This window comes from Oleidesulfovibrio sp., from assembly GCF_047973035.1.
Taxonomy (GTDB): Bacteria; Desulfobacterota; Desulfovibrionia; order Desulfovibrionales; family Desulfovibrionaceae; genus Oleidesulfovibrio.
In genome coordinates this window covers 85,157-105,067 of the sequence record NZ_JBKEBF010000011.1, presented here as the reverse complement: position 1 = coordinate 105,067, position 19,911 = coordinate 85,157, and the positions used below count along the sequence as shown (strand labels likewise).

The window sequence follows — 19,911 nt, the reverse complement described above, 5'->3', positions numbered from 1 at the left end:
GGTTGCTCTCAAATTTGCGGCAGACGCGGCATATATGGTGAAAGACTGGAAGGCCAGCACCGGCGTGTGGGAAACTCTGGACAAGGCTTTGTTTGAGCGGGTGTACACCGCAGGGGCTGCACACCTTGAAGCAGCTTATGCTTGGCAAAAGGCCAAAGAGGAAGAGTTAGCCGCTACCCCTGACGCAGAGCTTGGCGGGTTTGTCATAACTGAGCGCCTTGAGTTGTAAAAACAAGAAATCGGGCTGCACTATTTGTACAGCCCGATCCTTTGCAGAGGAACAGGCGGGGGTGTATGAGCACCCCCACTGACGCGGTGTAGCACCACCGCACCACGGCCCCCTGAATGACTAGAATCATTCAGTAGAGATAACCCGCTGCTCCATTCGTCTGATCAGACTAGGGAGGGTTGTATCCAAGGGGCATGGAAAGAAGCAACAAAAAATGAGACAAGAAATTCGGTGCGGTCAATGTAACAGGCTGCTGGCAAAGGGGGATGTACGAGAGTTGGAAATCAAGTGCCGCCGGTGCGGCACCATGAATCTAGTGAGGACTACACGTCCCAGCCGAGAAGCCCGCGAGGCTCACTCGGAGAAACGAGTTGAAAATAATCGGTGATGCAACATTATATATAGGTGACTCCCTGCGTGTTATGATGCAGATGCCTACTGAAAGTGTTGATTGTATTCTGACCGATCCGCCGTATTCGACAGGGGCGGCAGCGTTATCTACAGGCCGAAAGTTCATTGGCGTTGAGATGGATAAGGGGTATTATGGGGTTGCGTGCGAAAGGTTGGACAACCAGCATGAGCTGGCGCTGTGGAAATAAAACGTTGGCAAACGGGTGCCATTTTGGGTGCCATTGACGAAGTGAAAAGTAGATAAAAAGAGAAAAGCAGCATGTCGTTTTTGGCTAACATGCTGCTTTTCTTTGATATGGCGATGAGGGAGGGATTTGAACCCTCGATACGCTTTTAAGGCGTATACTCGCTTAGCAGGCGAGCTCCTTCGGCCAGCTCGGACACCTCACCGTGATTTTCGATACTTCGTAGGCGCGTTCGGGAATAACCTGAATGCGCGAGGTGTGTGTTTACCCACTGGCAGCGCAGGTGTCAAGCTTGGAGGGCATTTTTTAGGAAAAAAACTATCCGCGCATAAGCTTGTTATCGCAAGTGCCAGCGGTGCTGTTATCAGGTGCGGTAGTCCGCATTGATACTGACGTATTCATGAGTCAGGTCAGATGCCAGCAAAGTATACGTGCCGCTGCCGGACCCCAATTTGATATCCACATTGATATCAATCTGCTCTAAAGGCTCTTTGAGCAGTGCATCGGCGTCAATATCCGTTGGAGCGCCATCTTTAAAAATGGTTACTCCGCTGATGGTAACACTTACACCATCCGGATTAAACTTTGCGCCGGAGCGTCCCAATGCCGCCACAATGCGGCCCCAGTTGGCGTCCTTGCCGTAGAAGGCCGTTTTCACCAACTGCGAATGACCAACCGTTCTTGCGGCCTTTTCTGCATCAAGAGTGTCCGTAGCGCCCTGCACATTGATACGCAGCACCTTTGTTGCGCCTTCGCCGTCTTGCACCAGCATGTAGGCTAGGTCGCTCATAAGGGCTGTTACCGCCTGCTGCAACAGGGGCAGTTCTTCGGGCAGCACTTTTACGCCGGACGCGCCGTTTGCAAGGCCGAATACCGTATCGTTTGTCGACGTGTCTCCGTCAACAGTCACGCGGTTGAAAGACTCTGCCACAGCAGTGCGGAACATCTGCTGCCACGTATCGGTGGGAACATCTGCGTCGCACAGCAGTACGGAAAGCATGGTTGCCATTGTCGGGCAGATCATGCCTGCACCTTTGGCAACACCCGCCAGCGTCACCTGCCCGCCGGCAAGGTTGACTGTCGCGGTGGCTGTTTTCGGAAAGCTGTCAGTGGTCATGATAGCACGGGCAAAGTCGTCCAGCGTGGAGTTGCCCAGATTTTTCGCTAGAGCGGGCACGGTGGTGCGCCACAGATCCATTTTTAGTTGCTGTCCGATAACGCCTGTGGATGCGGGTAAAATAGCTGATGCCGGAATGCCTGTAGCTTCAGAAAGCAGTCGTAGCGTGGTACGGCAGTTTTCCAGACCTTCAGCGCCGGTGCATGCATTTGCCTGACCGGAGTTAATGACAATAGCCTGAGCAGTGCCGGAGGCTACCGCTTCCATGGCTACTATTACGGGGGCAGCTTTGAACAGGTTGGTTGTGAAAACTCCTGCAGCGCTTGCAGGGCGTTCACTCACAATGAGGCCCAGATCGAGCCTGTCGGCCTTTTTAAAACCGGCAGGTACTGCGGCAAAAGAAAATCCTTTAATGGCGGTCATGCTAAGGCCTTATATGGTTGCACTGTGTTGAAAAACGGCTGGCTCCGCTACATTTTCCTAACCGGAGCAGGAGGATAGTTTGCCCGTAACTTATTGTTTGCGCAAGAGGTGCAGAACGCAAGATGTGGCAGAATGTGTGCAGGGGAGGGCTAACATGGTCTTAAGTGCTAAGAGTGCCGTTTTTGGGGGACGAACAGATTGTATATGCCGCAGCCTTGAACTGGTTCACTAGACATGAACACTTTGCCGATACTAGCTTGTGTGACAGGTAAGAATAAAGAGTGGCGGTACTTGATGGCTAGTTATGGAAGGTGTGCTGTTATCAGCTTTTTCAGCCCATTTGGTGTGCGCTGAATCGCTACCCAATCGGGTTCCTTTGTTTGTTCTGACTTTGCAAACCGTTATGCATTATTCAAAGGCCCTGCCATAGCGCCTTGTGTGCTGGCGGGCACAGCATGAAAAAAGGCAGAAGCGATATGCTTCTGCCTTGTAGTTTCGGGAAAAAATGCGGTGTTAGCCACAGCACTTTTTGTATTTTTTGCCGCTGCCGCAGGGGCAAGGGTCGTTTCTGCCAACCTTGGGGGCAGCACGGCGTGCAGGAGTTTTGCCGGATTCTTCTTCTCCGCCGGAATAAGACAGTTCAGAAGGTTGTTCCTTGTGACGCAGCTCGGTTGCTTTTGCTTCCTGCATGCCTTCAGTCTCTTCCTGCGCAGGCATCTCTTCAACGCGCTGCAGACGCAGACGGGTAAGCGCGCGGAACACGCTTTCCTTGATGCTCCACAACATACCCTGAAACAGGGCAAAACCTTCGCGCTTGTATTCCTGCTTGGGGTCACGCTGACCGTAACCACGCAGGCCGATACCGTCGCGCAGGTGGTCCATGTTCAGCAGATGCTCTTTCCAGTTGCGGTCCAGTTCTTCCAGCAGGAAATAACGCAGAATATCGCCGTATACAGGGCCGGCATCAGCTTTTAGCCTGTCCAGCATCCCTTCGACAGCCTTCTGGATTTCCTCGGCAGAGGGCAGCTCGGGCAGGCTCTTTTGTTCATCGCCGCTTGTTACTGCAAGTTGCGGGTACACTCGGGAGATGAAGAACGTTTCTTCCAGACGGGCAGCGATGCCAGCCTGAGTCTCTTCGTCCAGCGCTTTGCCTTTGGCCATTTCGACAGGCTCGTAAACATCGTCGATGATGTCACCGAGGAATTCGTGAACCGTGGGTTCAAGATCTTCGGTCATCATGGTGTCGCGGCGAAGGCTATAGATAACTTCACGTTGCTGGTTCATTACGTTGTCATAATCAAGCAGCGTTTTACGGATTTCAAAGTTGTGGCCTTCCACACGCTTCTGGGCGTTTTCAATGGCGCGGGAAACCATGGTGTTCTCAATGGGTTCGCCTTCCTGCATGCCCAGCTTTTCCATAAGGCCGGAGATACGTTCGGAACCAAAGAGGCGCAGCAGGTCATCTTCCAGTGAAAGGAAGAAGCGTGATTCACCGGGGTCACCCTGACGACCGGCACGACCACGCAACTGGTTGTCGATCCGTCGCGATTCGTGGCGTTCGGTACCCAGAATGCACAGGCCGCCAGCTTCGGGCACACCTTCGCCCAGTACAATGTCGGTACCGCGGCCTGCCATGTTGGTGGCGATGGTCACTTTGCCTAGCTGACCGGCTTCAGCAACGATTTCTGCTTCTTTTTCGTGCTGTTTTGCGTTCAGCACGTTATGGGGTACGCCTTTTTTCTTCAGCATGCCGGCAATCAGCTCAGAAGTTTCGATGGAAATGGTACCAACCAGAACGGGCTGCCCTTTTTTATGCAGCCGTGCGATTTCTTCAACTATGGCGTTGAATTTTTCTGCACGGGTCCGGTAAATGGAGTCCGGCTGGTCTTTTCTTACCATGGGCTTGTTGGTGGGAATATTTACCACCTCAAGCTCATAAATCTGCTGGAATTCGACAGCTTCAGTGTCTGCCGTACCTGTCATGCCGCTCAGCTTGTCGTACATACGGAAATAGTTCTGGAAAGTGATGGAAGCGAGGGTCTGGTTTTCCGCTTCAACCTTCACGCCTTCCTTTGCTTCCAGTGCCTGATGCAGACCATCGGAGAAACGGCGGCCAGGCATCAGACGACCTGTGAATTCGTCGACGATGACTACCTGATCGTCTTTGACAATGTAGTCGACGTCTCGCTGGAAAATGCTGTGAGCCTTCAAAGCCTGCAGAATGTGGTGCTGGAATGTGATGTTCTGCGGGTCATACAGGTTTTCAAGACCCAGCAGCTTTTCAGCTTCCTGCACGCCTTCGTCAGTCAAGGCTGCGGCGCGGGCTTTTTCATCTACGGTAAAGTGCGTGTCACGTTTCAGACGAGGTATAATGTCGTTTACACGGCGGTACATGCCGGTGGATTCGTCGGACGGACCGGAGATAATAAGCGGAGTTCTTGCTTCGTCGATAAGAATGGAGTCCACTTCGTCCACAATGGCAAAGTGGTGCGGGCGCTGTACAAGTTGCTCTTTGTAGAACTTCATGTTGTCGCGCAGATAGTCGAAGCCGAACTCGTTGTTGGTTCCGTAAGTGATGTCCGCAGCGTAGGCCTCGCGGCGTTGTTCGTCTGTAAGACCATGCACGATGACGCCGACGGAAAGGCCGAGAAAGTTGTAAAGTTTTCCCATCCACTCTGCGTCACGACGGGCAAGATAGTCGTTGACGGTAATCAGGTGCACACCTTTGCCGGTAAGCGCGTTAAGCACTGCGGGCAGCGTTGCAACCAGCGTTTTACCTTCACCGGTGCGCATTTCTGCAATTTTTCCGGAGTGCAGCGCAATGCCGCCCACCATCTGGACATCGTAATGCCGCATACCCAGCGCACGTTTGCCTGCTTCACGCACCATGGCAAAAACTTCGGGCAGGATAGAGTCAAGCGAAGTACCTGCAGCCACTTCTGTGCGCAGTTCCGCCATACGGGCGGCAAGCGCCTCATCGGACATCTGGCTTATTTGCTCTTCCAGCTCGTTGATTTGCTTGAGGATGGGATTGAGGGATTTGAGATAACGGTCGTTTTTGGAACCGAAAACTTTTTTGACAATGGAACCGAGCATTCTGTCTCCCGCTGGCGGATGTATGTATTCGGCACATAGTGCATATACGCTGTTACGGTTCTATGACGCTTGCCGGACAGGCTGCGATGGCTGGACCGTAACGGCTGTGCCGATAAAAACTGTGTAATGGCTGCAGGCAGGATAATTGTCTGAAGCCTGACATGCTGCAATCGGCAAGGCGGTGGCAGCACATTGTTCAACCAGAAATTGGTAATTGAAACAGGATAAGAACGCAATGTCAGACGTCAAGCGTAAACATTGCAACCCAGCGGCCTAGGATATAGCGGTATGTCCGGTACGAAGGGAACGCTGTTTGTTAAAAGTTTAAATTGTCAGGATGTTATATAGTTACCAACGGGGGCTTTGATGGTGATGGCCATCCCCGCTGAAGCCTTCCCGCAGGCACATGAGAAATGTGCCTTTAACGGGCTTTTTTCTGGATGCCGCTCGCAACACTATTCTGTTGCCGTATGATTGAGTGCCTCTGGGGTAGGGGCGCACTGTTCGAACCCGCATATGACGCGCGGGAACGATGCAGTATGGGCGCAAGGAAGTGCTGCTCCAAAGAGCTGATATTTATTATTTATCCGGCGGTGCAGGTTCGTAGCGTATCAGGAACGAGAGATGTCTGATTTTGTACGGCTGGCCGCCACACTGCCAAGAACCGCCGAATGCGGTTTCGCAATACGTGCAGCTTGAGGCGCAAAAACAGATGCAAGTTCTGCCGATGCGTCGTCGTCCATATCCTGCTGGTCTTCCGAGTCACCATAAACTTTGGTGACCATAGCCTGTTGCTGGCTGATGTGCAGGGTGCTGAGAAAGTATGACCCCTTGCAGAGGCGCTTGGGTTGGACAGACACGGGAACGGAGGTGGGGGGAATGACAGACAACGTGTCGACGCCCTCGGAAGAGGCTGGTGCTTCCGGAGTAAGCAGACCGATGGCCAACGACTCGTCGTCGTTGTGCACAATGGGGGGGCGGCTGGGGGGCGAGGCCGGATGCTTTTTCATGGTACTTCTCCTGTTGATTGTTGCGGCGTTATATATTCTGGGGGGCGCCATATGTAATTAGGGCTGTGTATCCATCTTATCTGACCTTAGTCCTTTGGAGTACGGTGTCAAGGCTGATATAATGCTTTTGTTGTTACGTTTGAGTGACTGTTATTTATGGTGATTGCTGCATCTGTATTTTTTGTGCGTTTGTACCAGACTGAAATATCACGACTGTGCGTCGCGTTATATTTTTCATTTCACAGTGTCTGGGAATGTATAAAAAAGAGCTGAATGGTGAAGCTGCATACCGCGTGCGGAACATAGTTTTTAATAGGCGGTAGTACATAAGCTGATGCGGACAGAACAGACTGAGAGGAAGACAAAGCAAAGCGCCCTGCCGAAGCGGCAGGGCGCTTTGTGCTGTATAATCTCTGGTTATGGCTTGATGATATCCAGCCAGTGATGGACGCGAACTCCGTCCGGGGCTGTTCCTGCCAGTTGCAGGGTGCAACCTGAGCAACCTGTCAGCACAGGTGATGGTGTGTGATTTTGCCGGTTGTTGACGTCTCTTTCCTGCTGTGCCCTTTCGGGCTGACTTTCGGGAAGGCCTGAAGTGGGAATCTCTGCCATGTTGTCCGAAGAGGAAGCCGAAGAATATGTTGAATTCTCTGAATGGCTTTCAGCAGGTTGCAGGCAGTTTAACGCTGCCCAGCAGGCGTCGTTTACTGTGCCGCACAGGGAGGGGGCGGCAAGTTGCATTACGCCGCCCATGCCGCAGCATTGGCGGGTTGTAATACCATGGAGCGTTGTTTCAGGGGTATTCAGGACTGCCACTTTGAGCAATGAAATATCGGGATCGTTACTACGCGGAGCATGGCACGGCTGGTGATAGCGGAATCCGTCCGGTGCATTTTGCGTCGGTTGCAGAATGCATCCGGCAAGCAGTTTTGAAAGCGGTATAATGGATTCTGTCCACTCCTGCGCACTCGGATGCTGCTGATTTTTTCCGCAAGTCGCGGGGGGATGCGTAGTGTTGTTTTCTTCCCAAAGGCTTGCATCCGCTGTGTAAGCTTGCAGGCCATGGTTGCATGTCGCGCAAAATGTTACCAGCAAAGGCTTACCGGCTTTTTTCCAGACTTCAACATTGTGTTTTCGTGCCGTGGCGGCAGCTTGCGGTATACCTGCATGTTCCAGTGTGCAGCCGCAACAGGTGAAGTCTGCTTCTGCCACGGGCGGCAGACCCGCTTTGGTCAGCAGCTCTGCTGCGCTGGCGCTCCAGCGGTGGCGGATACGACGCGCTGTGCAGCCGGAAAAGAGCATAACAGGGCGGCGCTGCATGCTGTCGGGATATTCTGCAATGCGAAACCAAGGTTCCGGTGCGGAGTCGCGCATGGCTTCCATTTTGGTGAGCATGGGGCGCATGTTCTGTGGCAATAATCCCTTCGGGGCGAGCCCGCCCAGCGAAGCAACAGCCGGCCATAATATGTTTCCTTTCGTAATCCAGCGTTGCCACATCCATTGGTGCCATGCGGGGTGCTGCGCACGAACCGTGCCCAGTACCTGCGGAACGGAAAGGCCCTGCGGGCAGGCTTTTTCACACCTGCCGCATGATACACACAGGTCCGCAAGTTTACGGGCAGGCAGCTCCTTTAGTCTGTCTGGCGAGTGTTTTAACGCTTTGAAAAGCTGATGCTTTGCTTTGGGCGAAAGTTCCTCTTTGCCGGAAGCAAGAAAAATCGGGCAGACATCAAGGCAGCGACCGCAGAGTATACAGTCTTTGGCAGGTGTATTTGCATTCATTGTGGTGTTGTCTTTTTAGTAATCCTGAACATCCAGCCCGTACGAGGCGTTATCCAGATGCATGCGCAGTGTGTGGGTGCCGGAATTATCAAAGGTCCGGTCAAAGAGAATGCCTTGTACTGTAGCATCAGGGCCATAGTAGACGGCATTCATGGGCTTGCGTGGTGACATGGAAGCAACCTGAACTGTGCCGCCAAAGTAAAAGCCCTGATTCATGGCCGCGTAAAAAATATCGTCCCGCTGGAAGCGGGTGAGTGTGGAGTACTCGTCGCCGGTGCCTGTGGGGCCAGCGGCAACAGAAGCCTGCACACTGGCGGAACCGTTGTCATACAGCGCAGCCTTCAGCGCTTCATCTGTCATAAACGCCATAAGCACTGCGGCTTGTTGTGCACCGGCCTGAAAGCCGAAGCTTGCCCCGCTGATGTTCATAAAAACGGGCGCGCTCCAGTCTCCTGCCGGTCCTCTGGCAAAGAGCAACCCCGTACCGCCGCGAACGCCGAAAATGAACCCGCCGTTGATAAGCGAGGGCACCAGCAGTACCCCTTTTGCCTGTTCCAGATACATGCGCACCGGCTTTGGCGAATCAGGCCCCATGAACATGGCAAGGGTTTGCACCCCGTCGTCAATCATTTCCTGCTCATAGGTGCCGTCAGCCTTCAGGGGCAGAGTGCCCTTTGACGTTATACAGCCGGACAGCAGCAGAACTGTGCTCAGGATAAACAGCAGTGCTGTCGTAGGACGGAAATACATGCGGCGTGGTGTTTTGATGCGGGATAGAGTCATGGCTGCTCCTGATGCTTGCGGCAGTGAAGCCGCCTAGTAAGCCTTGCCGGGGTTCATGATGTCGGCAGGATCAAACGTCTGCTTTATTCCGCGCATAAGTTCACGTTCTACGGATGAAAGCTGACTGTCCACGTACGGTGCCTTGGTCAACCCTACACCATGCTCACCGGACAGGGTGCCGCCCAGCGACAGCACGATCTGCATCACTTCTTTTTTGGCTGCAAGAGCGTTTTCCCGTACGCCTTCCTGCGACTTGTCGTGCATGATGTTGACGTGAATATTGCCATCGCCCACATGTCCGAAAGTAAGGATGGTAAGCCCCCGTTGTCTGCCGACAGCTCTGATGCGGGTGAGCGCAGTAAGTAATGCTCCTCGCGGTACCGTTACATCGTCGCTGATTTTATCTGGTGCCACAAGGTACGATGCGGGGTTGATGCTGCGGCGCATTTCCCACAACGGTTCTTCTTCCTTAGAGCCGCTGCCGCCTGCTTGCCAGATGGGAGCATGACCGGAGTCGGCACAGAGAGCTTTTTCCAGTTTTGCACGTTCGGCCTGCAGCATTTCCGTACTGCCATCCAGCCGGAAAAGCAGGGCCGCACGTACATTGTCGGGCCATGGCGGTGTTTGCAGCAGCGAAAGACAATCCAGAGTCTCCGGTCCCATAAATTCAAGCGCTGCGGGTAACATGCCCGCACGAAACACGCTGCGGATGGCCGCAGTCGCCCGTTCCATATCGGCAAAACCGGCAAGCACGGATGCGTTGGCTTCCGGCTTTGGCAGCAGTTTAAGCGTAATTTCGCTCATGATGCCCAGCGTACCCTCGCTGCCAGTCATCAGGCGTACCAGATCAAGCCCGACAACATTTTTATGACAGCGGCCGCCGGTGCGAAGTACTTTGCCCCCCGGGAGAACGGCTTCCATACCAAGCACATATTCGCGGGTAACGCCGTACTTGAGTGCACACATGCCGCCTGCACAGGTGGCAACATTGCCGCCGATGGTCGAAATATTCAGGCTGGCAGGGTCGGGAGGGTAAAAAAGGTTCTGCGCTTCTACACGCTGCTGCAGGTTACGCGTGATGACCCCCGGCTGGACAACGGCAACAAAGTCATCGGCTGATACTTCCAGAACTTTGTCCATAAGCAGGGTGGAGACTACAATCCCGCGGGGAGCCGCATCTTTGCTGCGCGGGTCAGCGGGAACGCAGGCACCTACAACATTTGTGGCGCGGGCTCTGGGATATAACGGGATTCGTTCTGTCTGGGCATAGCGCAGCAGCTCTTCAATCTGGCTGCGATTGCGGGGGCGGACAACTGCCAGCGGAGTACCTTCCAGACGGCTGGCGTCGGTACCGAATACAAGCAGTTCCTCTGGCTGAATCAGACAGTCGCCATCAGGAAAAAGGTCTGAAAGAAAAGAAAAGTGCCTGTCAGTATGGGCAGTCATGAGGATGGCTCCGCTCGGGTTATGTAAGAAAACTTGTGGAACAGTGTTAATCTGTGCGCACCGGATGTAAAGAGTTTGCCCGTATAAAAGATTTGTCTGCTGCGGCAGGCGTGGCAGAGGGCAAATGTTGCTTTGGTTCTGAGCCGCAGCGGGCAGAGCAGCCAGCCGAACCAAGCGGCAGACGGTACGGTGGCACTTTTTATGTAGCCTTGCCGGAATAATTTATTCTGAAATTTGACCGGATCAGAATCATTGCTACTTGGTGTTCTACGAAGGGGGCCTTCGAGGATAACGAGATGCCCAGAGCTGGCGCCGCGTTTTGAAACGCTGGCAGCAACATAGTGCCGTCATCGTTTTTCAGGTCAATTGGCACCGGAACGGCAAGCGCTTTTCATTACTTCAGCACATAGAAAAAGCGCGCCGTTGCGTTTTGCCGCGGCGCGCTGTGTGAACTATTTGTTCATGATTTCTCTGCGCGTTTCTCTGTCTACATCGCGCTGTTTGATGTCCTGTCGCTTGTCGTGCAGTTTTTTACCGCGTCCGACAGCAATTTCCACCTTCACGCGGGAGTTTTTAAAATACATCTTCACAGGAACAATGGTCAGTCCTTTTTGCTCGATGCGGCTTCGCAGGGTATGGATTTCACGTGCGTTAAGAAGCAGCTTGCGGTCGCGGTCAGGGTCGTGCTGCACGTACCCGGCATTGGCGTACGGAGCAATATGTGTTCCCAGAAGCCACGCTTCACCGTTACTGATGTGCACGTAGCTGTCTGTGAACGAAACCTGTCCGGCACGCAGACTTTTTACCTCTGTGCCTACTAGCACAATGCCTGCTTCAAAAAATTCGAGCAGTTCGTAGAGGTGTCTGGCTTTTTTATTCTGAGCGATGATGGGACCACCGCTGGAGTTCTTCTTTTTGGTCATTAGTGAGGTCCGGTAATAAAAACTGCTCTGGTTTCAGCGTTCTAGTCGTCGTAATCAATCAGCGATGAATAGAACGTGAGTTCTTCGGGGAACTGTTTGAAAATTGTATCCTTCACAACGCGGTTGATGCGCGACACTGTGGCGGTGCGCAGCACTTCGTTGAGCAGGGTTTTGCATTCTTCCATGTTGGTGCGGCGGATTATGCGCTTGATACCCGGAATAGACTGTGGAGCAATGGAGATTGAGTCAATCTGCATGCCCAGCAGAATGGGAATGCAGTACGGGTCTGCCGCCACTTCGCCGCAAACGGATACTTCTATGCCTTCTCTGTGCGCCGCGTCTACCACGTACTTGATAGAACGTACAATGGCCGGATGCAACGGCTGGTACAGGTATGAAACATGGCGGTTGCCACGGTCGATACCCAGTGAGTACTGAATAAGGTCATTGGTTCCGATGCTGAAAAAGTCCACTTCCTGCGCCAGCGAGTCTGCAATCAGCACTGCGGAAGGCAGCTCGATCATGATGCCGACAGGCATGTTGGGGTTGTACGGCTGGTGGGCGCGGTCAAGCTCCATGCGCACTTCGTTCAGGATCATCTTGGCCTGTCTGATTTCCTGCAGGCCAGAAATCATGGGAAACATCAGTGCCACGTTGCCGTGAACACTGGCACGCAGAATAGCCCGAAGCTGGTTTTTAAAAACATCGATATTGCGCAGGCAGTAACGGATGGCACGCAGGCCCAGTGCAGGGTTCTGTTCCTGCATCAGGCTCTGTTCGGTCAGCATTTTGTCTGCGCCTACATCCAGCGTGCGGAAAATGACCTTGCTGGGTGCCATGATGGAGGCAAGCTCGGAGTATTCTTCGTACAATTGGTCTTCAGTGGGCAGCTTTGTTCTGCTGAGGTACGCATATTCGGTACGGTAAAGTCCCACACCTTCACCGCCGCTGTCGATGACCTGTGCGACTTCTTCGGTCATTTCAATGTTGGCGTCCACTTCTACGCGGTAGCCGTCAACGGTTTCCGCAGGCAGGCGGCATTCACGGTGTACCGCTTTCTGGTACGCCTCAAACTGAAATTTAAGTTCAGTATAGTCTGCAAGCTCGTCTTCGTTGGGATCGACAATAATAAGGCCGCGAAGCGCATCGACAATAACCAGCTCGCCATCGTTGATGTTGTCTTCCAGATTGCTGACGCCTACCACCGCAGGAATCAGCATACTGCGGGCAAGAATGCCGGTATGGCTGGTTTTGCCACCTTCGCTGGTGGCAAACGACATGATTTTGTCCAGCGGCAGCTCAATGGTGTCCGCGGGAGTCAGGTCGTGCGCCATCAGAACCATACGTTCCTGAAAAGGCCGCTTAAGGCTGTGTGAAGCCCCCATGAGGCGCTTGTAAATCCGGTCTGCTACCACGCGGACGTCTTGCACGCGCTCGCGGATGTAAGGATCTTCTATGTTGCTGAACGCAACGGCGATCCCTTCAACCGCCTGTTCCAGCCCCCATTCGGCAGTGATGTTCTGCTCCAGAATACGACGCGAGGCGTCTTTGATCAGTTTGGGGTCTGCGGCGATAAGCAGATGTGAATCAATAATGGCAGCCTGATCTTTCAGTTCCGCTGGAACGCGGTCACGGGCCTGCGCAAGTTCATTCTGCACGACTTCCATAGCGGCCTGCAGCCGTTCCACCTCGCTTTGTGCGGCTCCGGGAGCCACAATGCCGCGAGGCAGACTGCTTATGTTGTCGCGCCAGGCAAAAAAAACTTTGCCTATGGAAATACCGGCTGAAACTGGAATGCCGTGGAGAATGAGACGGGCCACTTACACGTCCTCACGAAAGCGGTTGGCAAACGTGGCTGCCAGATGAGCCAGAGCTTCACGGGCGTCAGGACCGCTGGCACGCAACTCCAGCGCGGTGCCCTTGGCGGCAGCCAGTGATAAAATATCCAGAATGGATTTTGCGTCTACTTCGGTGTCGTCTGTAACCAGCATAATGCGCGCTGTGAACCGCGAAGCCTCTTTTACAAGCCTTGCAGCAGGGCGGGCATGCAGCCCCTGTTCGTTGGCAACGCGCACTGTTAGGCACAGTCCGTCTTCTATTTCGCGAATCTCTTCCTGCACGGGAGAGGTTCCTCCAGCATGAATGCTATATGATATCCGGCGGTTGCCGATAATCGTAACGTAAAATAACTTCCTGAACGCCTCTAAAACAGTTGCCACTCTACGGGAACATACGCGGAGGCAAAAGGCAGCGCCAGTATAACCGCAGTAAAGATAAATAACAGGAGCATGCGAGACAGCCCCAGTCTGCCTATGAGCACGGCAAAAAGCCCCAGCGATGCAACTGCCGCGGCCCACAGTACGGGTTTGTCATGTGCCGGAAAGAGCAGCCATAAAAGAACTCCTGCCAGCACGGCATTCGCCGCTTTCAGCCGTTCGCCCCAGTTGATGAGGTTCCAGCTTTTCAGTCTGTTCAGCACCTTCAGGCCTTCACGCAGTCCTGCAATGAAGGTGAAAAATTTAAACAGCTGCAGCAGCGTAAACAGCGTTAGTCCCAGCGCGAACGCTGCGGTTTCGTATCCCGAAACAAGCAGACAGCATGTGGCAAGCGACCATGATACCAGCATGGTGCCGCCAAAAACAGAATCGCCGATGGCTGAAAGCGTATACGTTGTCGTGTCTTTCAGGTTCCGCAACATCTGGGGCGGAAACGTCTGCGCGGCAATGTGCATTTCAAGCGATAAAAATGTTCCAACCAGTAACGGTGTCCAGAAAGGATGCGTGTTATAGTGCCGGATGTATCGCTTGCGTGCTTCGCGCCGCTTTGCCGGATCGGGATATATGACTGCAAGTCCCGGCTCCATGGCATGAACAAGCCCGATGTTCTGCATGCCGCGCGTGTTGAATGCGGCACCCACAGTGTAGGTACGCAAAAAACAGCGGAGCAGGGTGCGGGCATCAATGGTCATGTCAGGGCCGTAAATCCTTCATTACTTCGTAAATTTCTTTCACGCTCCAGCCGGGGGCGCGGTCTGCCACTCTGCGGGCTACTTCGCGCGGCTTGCCGCCAAGTCTCATCTCATCGGCAATGATCGTCTGGATCGCTTCGGCGTCGAGCGTTGCTTCCTGTTCCGGCGGGCCTACCACTACTGTGATTTCACCCAGCAGGTCTTCAGGGATGTTCTGATACTCTTCAAGACGGCAGAGGATAAACTCCTCATGTGCCTTGGTCAATTCTCTTGCAACGCAAAGTTCTCTCGGGCCCAGAGTATCATAGGCTGTTTTCAGCGTGGCATGCAGCCTGTTTTTACGCTCAAAAAATATGAGCGTGGTGGGCGCATGGGCAAACGCTTCAAAAAAAGTTTTTTGTTCTGATTGCTTGCGGGGAGCGAAACCTAAAAAAGTAAATGGCTGCGGAGCAATGCCGCTGGCTGCCAGTGCGCACAATGGCGCAGATGGGCCGGGTACGGCAGAGACTGAAAGCCCTGCTTCGCGGGCCGCACGGACCAGCCGGTAGCCGGGGTCGGAAAAAAGCGGAGTACCGGCATCGGAAACCAGTGCCAATTTTTTACCGTCACGCATGGCATCCAGCATTTCCGGTATGCGCTGCGCTTCATTGTGGTCGTGACAGCTTACAAGGCGTGCTTCGATTCCGGCAGAACGCAGCAGATTGGCCGTGCGGCGGGTGTCTTCTGCCAGCACGATGTCTGCACCGGCCAGCACTTCACGTGCGCGGGGCGAAAAATCACCAAGGTTGCCAAGCGGTGTTGCCACCACAAACAGGCTGGGAGAGCTCGAAAGCATCGGGGATATGCTCCACGCTGAAAAGTTGTGCCGGACCGGCAGAGCTGCGTTGTTGCTCTCCTGCCGTAGCTGAGTCGTTTTGTGATGTGCCTGACATCTCTTTGCCGGTTTCTGAAGAATAATTTTTGCCCGGTACATTACATTGCGGCAGTTGTATCGGGCCGGCGTTCACCGAATCGCCTGCAACAGCGGTATGCGCAGGGGGACCTTTCCGGTCGCGCCCAGCCGTGTTGCAAACACAGCCGATGTTGTTTTCAATCTGGTTACCGCTTTGGTCGCTCAGGTTTGTCTGCTTCTTGCTGTTATTGCGCTGCGTTTCAGGAGCGATGTCCGCTTTCCGGCCTGTAAAAAAATTTGTGATAGTTGCTAACAGCGGTATTTTGCCGAGGCTTGTTCCGGCTTCGGCCTTGCCCTGTTTTGCGCCCGCCGCCTGTGCATCCTGAAGCGTCACTGTATGCCAGTACTTACTGTCAGTGTCAGTGGATACACAAACAAGGTCAAAGCGGCAAGGCTGATCCCACATCTGATTTACTGTAAGCCACTGCGATGCGGCCTTGGCAAGGCGCTGCCGTTTGCTGCGGGTAAGTGCTTCGTGCGGAGAACCCATGCCCTGAGCATCACGAGTTTTCACTTCAGCAAAGACAACGGTTTCGCCATCACGTGCGATGATGTCCAATTCCAGCTGCTTATGACGCCAATTGCGGGCAAGTATGCGCATACCCTTAGCAGAAAGGTAGGCAGCTGCCGCTTCCTCTCCCAGTTGGCCTGTCTGCAGGTGTGTTGCAGTTGGTCGTACCGGAGTATCTGCTTCAGCCTGCGGGGTAGCCTTGTTTGTGGCTGGCGCGGCAGAGCGTTTCCGGTTTACCATAATGTATTTTGATCGTTGGCGTGCGGGGCCGTTGCAGGTTTTACCTTGGCAAAGGACAGCCGATGCATGCGGCAAGGCCCCAGCTCTTTGATGGCGGCGATATGTGCTGCAGTGCCGTAGCCTTTATGTCCCGCAAAACCGTATCCGGGGTATCGGGACTCCAGCGCGGTCATGAGCCTGTCACGGAAGGTCTTTGCCAGTACGGAAGCTGCCGATATTGCACGCACGCACCCGTCACCGCCGATGATGGCCTCCTGCGGAAGCTGCATTCCTGCAACAGACGAGAGCACTTGTTCCGGGATGGTTTTATCGCCGTCTACAGCCAGAAACGACGGTTGTTGCGGCAGGCGTTGGTGCATGGGAATACCGTTGCCGTTGCGCAGATGAAAAAGAGCGCGGCTCATGGCGTGATACGTTGCCTGCAGTATGTTGATGCGGTCAATTTCCCACGGCCATACAACGCCGATGCCCCAGCTGAGGGCACAGCACTTGATAGCTGGCTCAAGTGTCAGGCGCTTTTTTTCTGAAAGTTTTTTTGAGTCAGTCAGACCTGCAAGGGGGCCGGCAAGCGGGTCGGCGCCATCTTCCGGCAGGGGAGGCATGATAGTAGCCGCAGCAACGACAGGCCCGGCCAGACAGCCTCGTCCGGCTTCGTCAATGCCGGCAAAAAAGGGAGGGTACAGCGAGTCGCGCGGGCCTGAGGAGCCAGCTTGGAGTGCGGTTTCGGGCAGCAGAGACTGCTGGCTGCCGGCACCGGATGATGAGCCGGTGTCAGAACCGGGCTTCTTGCGGGCGGCCATAAGGGCGTATGTACGAAAAAAAGGGGGCGTGCCTAAGCAGCCCCCTTCTTGGCTTCGTATGACTACCAGGTCTTAAGCGGCTTAATACGAGCAGCTTTACCCTTGAGGTTGCGCAGGTAGTACAGACGGCTACGGCGTACGCGGCCCTGCTGCACAACTTCGATGTGGTCAATGAACGGGGAGTGCATGGGGAACACACGTTCCACGCCCACGCCGTTCGACATTTTACGAACGGTGAAGGTTGCGTTGGTGGTACCACGGCTAACGCGAATTACGTTGCCCTGGAAAACCTGAATACGCTCTTTTTCACCTTCGATAATGCGCATGTGTACTTTCACATTGTCGCCAGATTTGAACTTGGGGATGTCCAAGCGCATCTGTTCGAGTTCAATTTTCTTGATGATATTCATATTCGTGTCCCCCTTGGAACCTGATTTATCCGCAATAGGGAGTTTGCGTCCTGGTTTGAAACATTTCGGCACTGCCGTGGTCAGCCCTACAGGGCGTCGCCCAGCACCCTGTCCACAATAATCGCGGCTGCTGTACGCACCGATAGATGGTTGTATCCATCAAGTGACCGTATCGGCCGCAGGATGCCGTCACACTTTTCCAGCACATCCGGCGCCAGCCCGTGGGCCGTACCGAACAGAAGCAGCACTGGTTTTTCTCGCAGCATGTTGCGAACCGACTCGAATCCGGTATCGCCTGCGCCGCGGGCGCTGGTGGCGATGACCGTCGGCCGTTGCCCCGTGCGTTGCTCGATATCCGCAATGGCATCCTCTACAGTGGATACCCCGCGGACAAGGCGGAGTGCTGTACCCCTGTCGGGGTTTGCGCTTACACCCGGTCCGTCCGTCCAGTGCCGGAGCAGACCATCAAGCAGGCGTTTTTGGTCTTCAATCGGGGTGGTGATGTAGTAACCACCCAGACCAAACGTGCACGAACAGCGGCCTATATCGTGAATATCGAGATTTGTCAAAGATACGGCAACAGATTTATTTTCTTTATTTACAACAGGATAATGAACCAGTGCGCAGTATAAATTGCGTCCCGGTCTTTCTCTGTCGATTTTCCTTAGTGTTTTAAGGTCGTTATAGTCGATCTCTGCGTTGCATAAAATATCTGGTCTGTTGCGCAAAGTTGTTGTTAACGCCTGATCTCTGCGCCATCGGGCTATGCGGCCGTGGTCGCCGGACCGGAGTATCTCCGGCACTTCATGGCCCTCAAACACTTCGGGTCTGGTGTAATGGGGATATTCAAGAAGCCCTGAAGAAAAGCTTTCTTCTTCACCGGATTCTTCGTGCCCCATGTACCCCGGAACCAGCCTGCCTGTGGCTTCAAGTACCGCCATGGCTGCAGTTTCACCGCCGTTGAGAACAAAATCGCCCATTGAAACAGGCTCGATGGGAAAAATTGACTCAAGCCGTGCGTCGATGCCTTCGTAGCGGCCGCAGATTACGGTGACGTTTTCTTCTGCCGCAAGCTCTTTGGCAAGGGCTTGCGTGAAAGGACGCCCTTTAGGCGCCATAAGCAGAATTCGTCCCGCCTGCGGGAGGCTGCGCAGTGCATCGGCCAGCGGGCCGGGCATCATGACCATACCGGGGCCGCCACCATAAGGGCGGTCATCCACGGTACGGTGTTTGTCTGTAGTAAAGTCGCGCGGGTTTACGAAGTTGACATCGACAAGACCGTTTTCGCGTGCTTTGCCCATAAGGCCGCACGCGAGCGGGGAGTCGAAATACTCCGGAAACAGTGTGACTATGTTAAAGCGCATGCTTTGCCTTTGTAACGCCGGTCATGCCACGCTGCGCACAGCAGCGATGCCGCACGGCGTTACTTGCCGGAAAGATATAACTCCAGCAGGCCGGGCGGCGGGGTGATGCGTATGGTCTCTGACTCTAAGTCTATTTCGGCCACAAACTCTTCTGTGGCAGGAAAAAGCACTTCTTTGCCGTCGGGTGTTATTATCTCCCACACTTCCTGTTCAGGGGTGGGAGCCTGAAACGACTCCAGCGTTCCTACTGTGCTTCCGTCTTCGTCCAGTACGACGGTAAAGCCGAGGATGTCTTCGATGTATACTTCATCGTTATCCAGTTCCGGCAGTTCATCGTGCGGAATCAGCACGTTGTGCTGACGAAGCTTTTCAGCGGCATTTCTGTCTGCCACACCTTCAAGCAGCAGAAGCTGCGTACCGGAGTGGTTACGTGATGCCTTTACCTTGTAGGGAACGCATGGGCCTTTACCCGCCTGCAGAAAAACGCGTTCCTGCATGAGAAAAGGGGAGTCCGCGTAAGAAGTGACGCAGACTTCCCCCCGAAGTCCATGGGGCTTGGTGATCAAGCCAATCTGAACGTATTTGTCCATCTACGCTTTAGGCTTCCTTCATCCAGAGAGCGCTATTCCAGAATTTCCAGAACAGAACGCTTTCTGACCTTGGTGGAGGCAGCGCCGAGGATGGTGCGTATAGCACGGGCAGTACGCCCCTGCTTGCCTATAACTTTGCCGAGGTCTTCCTTCGCCACTTTCAGTTCGAGAACAGATGTCTGTTCACCTTCAACCTCGGTAACCACAACAGCATCGGGGTTATCCACAAGAGACTTGGCAATGTACTCGACGAGTTCCTTCAACATGGCTCACCTCCACTAGTGCTTCCACAGGATTAACAGCGTGAAAGAGGCGCTGCCGCGATAGACCGTTTTTCGGTTCTACTTCGACCGCGACTACTTCGCGTTCTTTTTCAGCAGAGCGCGTACGGTGTCGGTGGGTTCTGCGCCGCGATCAAGCCACTTCTGTACCTTGTCGTTGTCGATTTTAACTTCGGCGGGATCCACCATGGGGTTGTAAAAACCAAGGTAGTCCAAAGGACGGCCTTCACGACGAGCTTCGCTGTTGATAGCAATGATGCGGTAAAAAGCGCGTTTTTTGTTGCCCATACGGGTCAATCTAAGCTTAACGGCCATAATGACACTCTCCCATTATTTTATGGCATAATATGGTATTTGCGGGAAATCGCAAGGGGACACTCCCTGCGCTGG

The 19,911-nt window shown here is 53.9% G+C and carries 21 protein-coding genes and 1 tRNA gene; 3 read left to right on the top strand and 19 right to left on the bottom strand.

Annotated features, from left to right (window positions below):
* The 3 genes from ACK5LI_RS03125 to ACK5LI_RS03115 form a co-directional block, all read left to right on the top strand.
* Positions 1-229, top strand: a 229-nt coding sequence (locus ACK5LI_RS03125) for a hypothetical protein (protein WP_416946176.1), incomplete at its 5' end; no start/stop codon positions are given.
* Between the two features lie 214 nt (positions 230-443).
* Positions 444-617: a Com family DNA-binding transcriptional regulator gene (locus ACK5LI_RS03120; protein WP_416946175.1), complete on the top strand. Its 174-nt coding sequence runs from the start codon at positions 444-446 to the stop codon at positions 615-617.
* Positions 601-828, top strand: a complete 228-nt coding sequence (locus ACK5LI_RS03115; RefSeq protein WP_416946174.1) for a hypothetical protein — start codon at positions 601-603, stop codon at positions 826-828. The genes ACK5LI_RS03120 and ACK5LI_RS03115 overlap by 17 nt, the downstream gene beginning before the upstream one ends.
* Positions 829-936: 108 nt before the next feature.
* Here ACK5LI_RS03115 and ACK5LI_RS03110 read toward each other — a convergent pair.
* From ACK5LI_RS03110 to rpsP, 19 genes are all read right to left on the bottom strand, one after another.
* Positions 937-1,030 (bottom strand) — tRNA-Ser (locus ACK5LI_RS03110).
* 159 nt (positions 1,031-1,189) lie between these two features.
* The gene (gene argJ, locus ACK5LI_RS03105) at positions 1,190-2,365 is read right to left on the bottom strand and encodes a bifunctional glutamate N-acetyltransferase/amino-acid acetyltransferase ArgJ (protein ID WP_416946173.1); all 1,176 of its coding nucleotides are present in this window, start codon (positions 2,363-2,365) and stop codon (positions 1,190-1,192) included.
* A gap of 513 nt (positions 2,366-2,878) precedes the next feature.
* Positions 2,879-5,461, bottom strand: coding sequence for a preprotein translocase subunit SecA (gene secA, locus ACK5LI_RS03100; protein ID WP_416946172.1), 2,583 nt, complete (start codon positions 5,459-5,461; stop codon positions 2,879-2,881).
* A gap of 611 nt (positions 5,462-6,072) precedes the next feature.
* Positions 6,073-6,471, bottom strand: coding sequence for a hypothetical protein (locus ACK5LI_RS03095; RefSeq protein WP_416946171.1), 399 nt, complete (start codon positions 6,469-6,471; stop codon positions 6,073-6,075).
* Between the two features lie 417 nt (positions 6,472-6,888).
* On the bottom strand, positions 6,889-8,253 hold the full coding sequence (locus ACK5LI_RS03090; protein ID WP_416946170.1) for a (Fe-S)-binding protein: 1,365 nt from the start codon (positions 8,251-8,253) through the stop codon (positions 6,889-6,891).
* A gap of 15 nt (positions 8,254-8,268) precedes the next feature.
* Positions 8,269-9,036, bottom strand: a complete 768-nt coding sequence (locus tag ACK5LI_RS03085; RefSeq protein ID WP_416946169.1) for a lipid-binding SYLF domain-containing protein — start codon at positions 9,034-9,036, stop codon at positions 8,269-8,271.
* A 33-nt stretch (positions 9,037-9,069) separates the two neighbouring features.
* Positions 9,070-10,482 (bottom strand): FAD-binding oxidoreductase, encoded by a 1,413-nt coding sequence (locus ACK5LI_RS03080; RefSeq protein ID WP_416946168.1) that lies wholly within the window; start codon positions 10,480-10,482, stop codon positions 9,070-9,072.
* Positions 10,483-10,934: 452 nt separating this feature from the next.
* Positions 10,935-11,405, bottom strand: a complete 471-nt coding sequence (gene smpB / locus ACK5LI_RS03075; RefSeq protein ID WP_416946167.1) for an SsrA-binding protein SmpB — start codon at positions 11,403-11,405, stop codon at positions 10,935-10,937.
* A gap of 41 nt (positions 11,406-11,446) precedes the next feature.
* The gene (ptsP, locus tag ACK5LI_RS03070; protein ID WP_416946166.1) at positions 11,447-13,225 is read right to left on the bottom strand and encodes a phosphoenolpyruvate--protein phosphotransferase; all 1,779 of its coding nucleotides are present in this window, start codon (positions 13,223-13,225) and stop codon (positions 11,447-11,449) included.
* Positions 13,226-13,525: an HPr family phosphocarrier protein gene (locus ACK5LI_RS03065; RefSeq protein WP_416946165.1), complete on the bottom strand. Its 300-nt coding sequence runs from the start codon at positions 13,523-13,525 to the stop codon at positions 13,226-13,228.
* An 83-nt stretch (positions 13,526-13,608) separates the two neighbouring features.
* Positions 13,609-14,373: a PTS system mannose/fructose/sorbose family transporter subunit IID gene (locus tag ACK5LI_RS03060; RefSeq protein WP_416946164.1), complete on the bottom strand. Its 765-nt coding sequence runs from the start codon at positions 14,371-14,373 to the stop codon at positions 13,609-13,611.
* Position 14,374: 1 nt separating this feature from the next.
* The gene (rsmI, locus tag ACK5LI_RS03055; protein ID WP_416946163.1) at positions 14,375-15,208 is read right to left on the bottom strand and encodes a 16S rRNA (cytidine(1402)-2'-O)-methyltransferase; all 834 of its coding nucleotides are present in this window, start codon (positions 15,206-15,208) and stop codon (positions 14,375-14,377) included.
* Positions 15,150-16,076 carry a YraN family protein gene (locus tag ACK5LI_RS03050; protein ID WP_416946162.1) on the bottom strand — a complete coding sequence of 309 codons (927 nt, stop codon included), beginning with the start codon at positions 16,074-16,076 and terminating at the stop codon, positions 15,150-15,152. The genes rsmI and ACK5LI_RS03050 overlap by 59 nt, the downstream gene beginning before the upstream one ends.
* Entirely contained in the window at positions 16,070-16,876 is an 807-nt protein-coding gene (locus ACK5LI_RS03045) for a ribonuclease HII (RefSeq protein ID WP_416946161.1), read from the bottom strand. The genes ACK5LI_RS03050 and ACK5LI_RS03045 overlap by 7 nt, the downstream gene beginning before the upstream one ends.
* A gap of 62 nt (positions 16,877-16,938) precedes the next feature.
* The gene (gene rplS, locus ACK5LI_RS03040; RefSeq protein ID WP_416946160.1) at positions 16,939-17,286 is read right to left on the bottom strand and encodes a 50S ribosomal protein L19; all 348 of its coding nucleotides are present in this window, start codon (positions 17,284-17,286) and stop codon (positions 16,939-16,941) included.
* 86 nt (positions 17,287-17,372) lie between these two features.
* Positions 17,373-18,650 (bottom strand): tRNA (guanosine(37)-N1)-methyltransferase TrmD, encoded by a 1,278-nt coding sequence (gene trmD, locus ACK5LI_RS03035; protein WP_416946159.1) that lies wholly within the window; start codon positions 18,648-18,650, stop codon positions 17,373-17,375.
* Between the two features lie 59 nt (positions 18,651-18,709).
* Positions 18,710-19,240, bottom strand: a complete 531-nt coding sequence (gene rimM / locus ACK5LI_RS03030; RefSeq protein WP_416946158.1) for a ribosome maturation factor RimM — start codon at positions 19,238-19,240, stop codon at positions 18,710-18,712.
* A 32-nt stretch (positions 19,241-19,272) separates the two neighbouring features.
* Positions 19,273-19,506, bottom strand: a complete 234-nt coding sequence (locus ACK5LI_RS03025; protein WP_416946157.1) for a KH domain-containing protein — start codon at positions 19,504-19,506, stop codon at positions 19,273-19,275.
* A gap of 90 nt (positions 19,507-19,596) precedes the next feature.
* Positions 19,597-19,836 (bottom strand): 30S ribosomal protein S16, encoded by a 240-nt coding sequence (gene rpsP / locus ACK5LI_RS03020; RefSeq protein WP_416946156.1) that lies wholly within the window; start codon positions 19,834-19,836, stop codon positions 19,597-19,599.
* Positions 19,837-19,911: the final 75 nt, after the last annotated feature.

What these genes read in the sequence shown, in the direction of transcription:
- ACK5LI_RS03080 (WP_416946168.1), bottom strand. Translation starts at nt 10,482, where the DNA reads ATGACTGCCCATACTGACAGGCACTTTTCTTTTCTTTCAGACCTTTTT.
- ACK5LI_RS03085 (WP_416946169.1), bottom strand. Translation starts at nt 9,036, where the DNA reads ATGACTCTATCCCGCATCAAAACACCACGCCGCATGTATTTCCGTCCT.
- rplS (WP_416946160.1), bottom strand. Translation starts at nt 17,286, where the DNA reads ATGAATATCATCAAGAAAATTGAACTCGAACAGATGCGCTTGGACATC.
- rsmI (WP_416946163.1), bottom strand. Translation starts at nt 15,208, where the DNA reads ATGCTTTCGAGCTCTCCCAGCCTGTTTGTGGTGGCAACACCGCTTGGC.
- ACK5LI_RS03060 (WP_416946164.1), bottom strand. Translation starts at nt 14,373, where the DNA reads ATGACCATTGATGCCCGCACCCTGCTCCGCTGTTTTTTGCGTACCTAC.
- ACK5LI_RS03120 (WP_416946175.1), top strand. Translation starts at nt 444, where the DNA reads ATGAGACAAGAAATTCGGTGCGGTCAATGTAACAGGCTGCTGGCAAAG.
- ACK5LI_RS03050 (WP_416946162.1), bottom strand. Translation starts at nt 16,076, where the DNA reads ATGGTAAACCGGAAACGCTCTGCCGCGCCAGCCACAAACAAGGCTACC.
- ACK5LI_RS03095 (WP_416946171.1), bottom strand. Translation starts at nt 6,471, where the DNA reads ATGAAAAAGCATCCGGCCTCGCCCCCCAGCCGCCCCCCCATTGTGCAC.
- ACK5LI_RS03025 (WP_416946157.1), bottom strand. Translation starts at nt 19,506, where the DNA reads ATGTTGAAGGAACTCGTCGAGTACATTGCCAAGTCTCTTGTGGATAAC.
- ACK5LI_RS03045 (WP_416946161.1), bottom strand. Translation starts at nt 16,876, where the DNA reads ATGGCCGCCCGCAAGAAGCCCGGTTCTGACACCGGCTCATCATCCGGT.
- argJ (WP_416946173.1), bottom strand. Translation starts at nt 2,365, where the DNA reads ATGACCGCCATTAAAGGATTTTCTTTTGCCGCAGTACCTGCCGGTTTT.
- ACK5LI_RS03090 (WP_416946170.1), bottom strand. Translation starts at nt 8,253, where the DNA reads ATGAATGCAAATACACCTGCCAAAGACTGTATACTCTGCGGTCGCTGC.
- rpsP (WP_416946156.1), bottom strand. Translation starts at nt 19,836, where the DNA reads ATGGCCGTTAAGCTTAGATTGACCCGTATGGGCAACAAAAAACGCGCT.
- rimM (WP_416946158.1), bottom strand. Translation starts at nt 19,240, where the DNA reads ATGGACAAATACGTTCAGATTGGCTTGATCACCAAGCCCCATGGACTT.
- trmD (WP_416946159.1), bottom strand. Translation starts at nt 18,650, where the DNA reads ATGCGCTTTAACATAGTCACACTGTTTCCGGAGTATTTCGACTCCCCG.
- smpB (WP_416946167.1), bottom strand. Translation starts at nt 11,405, where the DNA reads ATGACCAAAAAGAAGAACTCCAGCGGTGGTCCCATCATCGCTCAGAAT.
- secA (WP_416946172.1), bottom strand. Translation starts at nt 5,461, where the DNA reads ATGCTCGGTTCCATTGTCAAAAAAGTTTTCGGTTCCAAAAACGACCGT.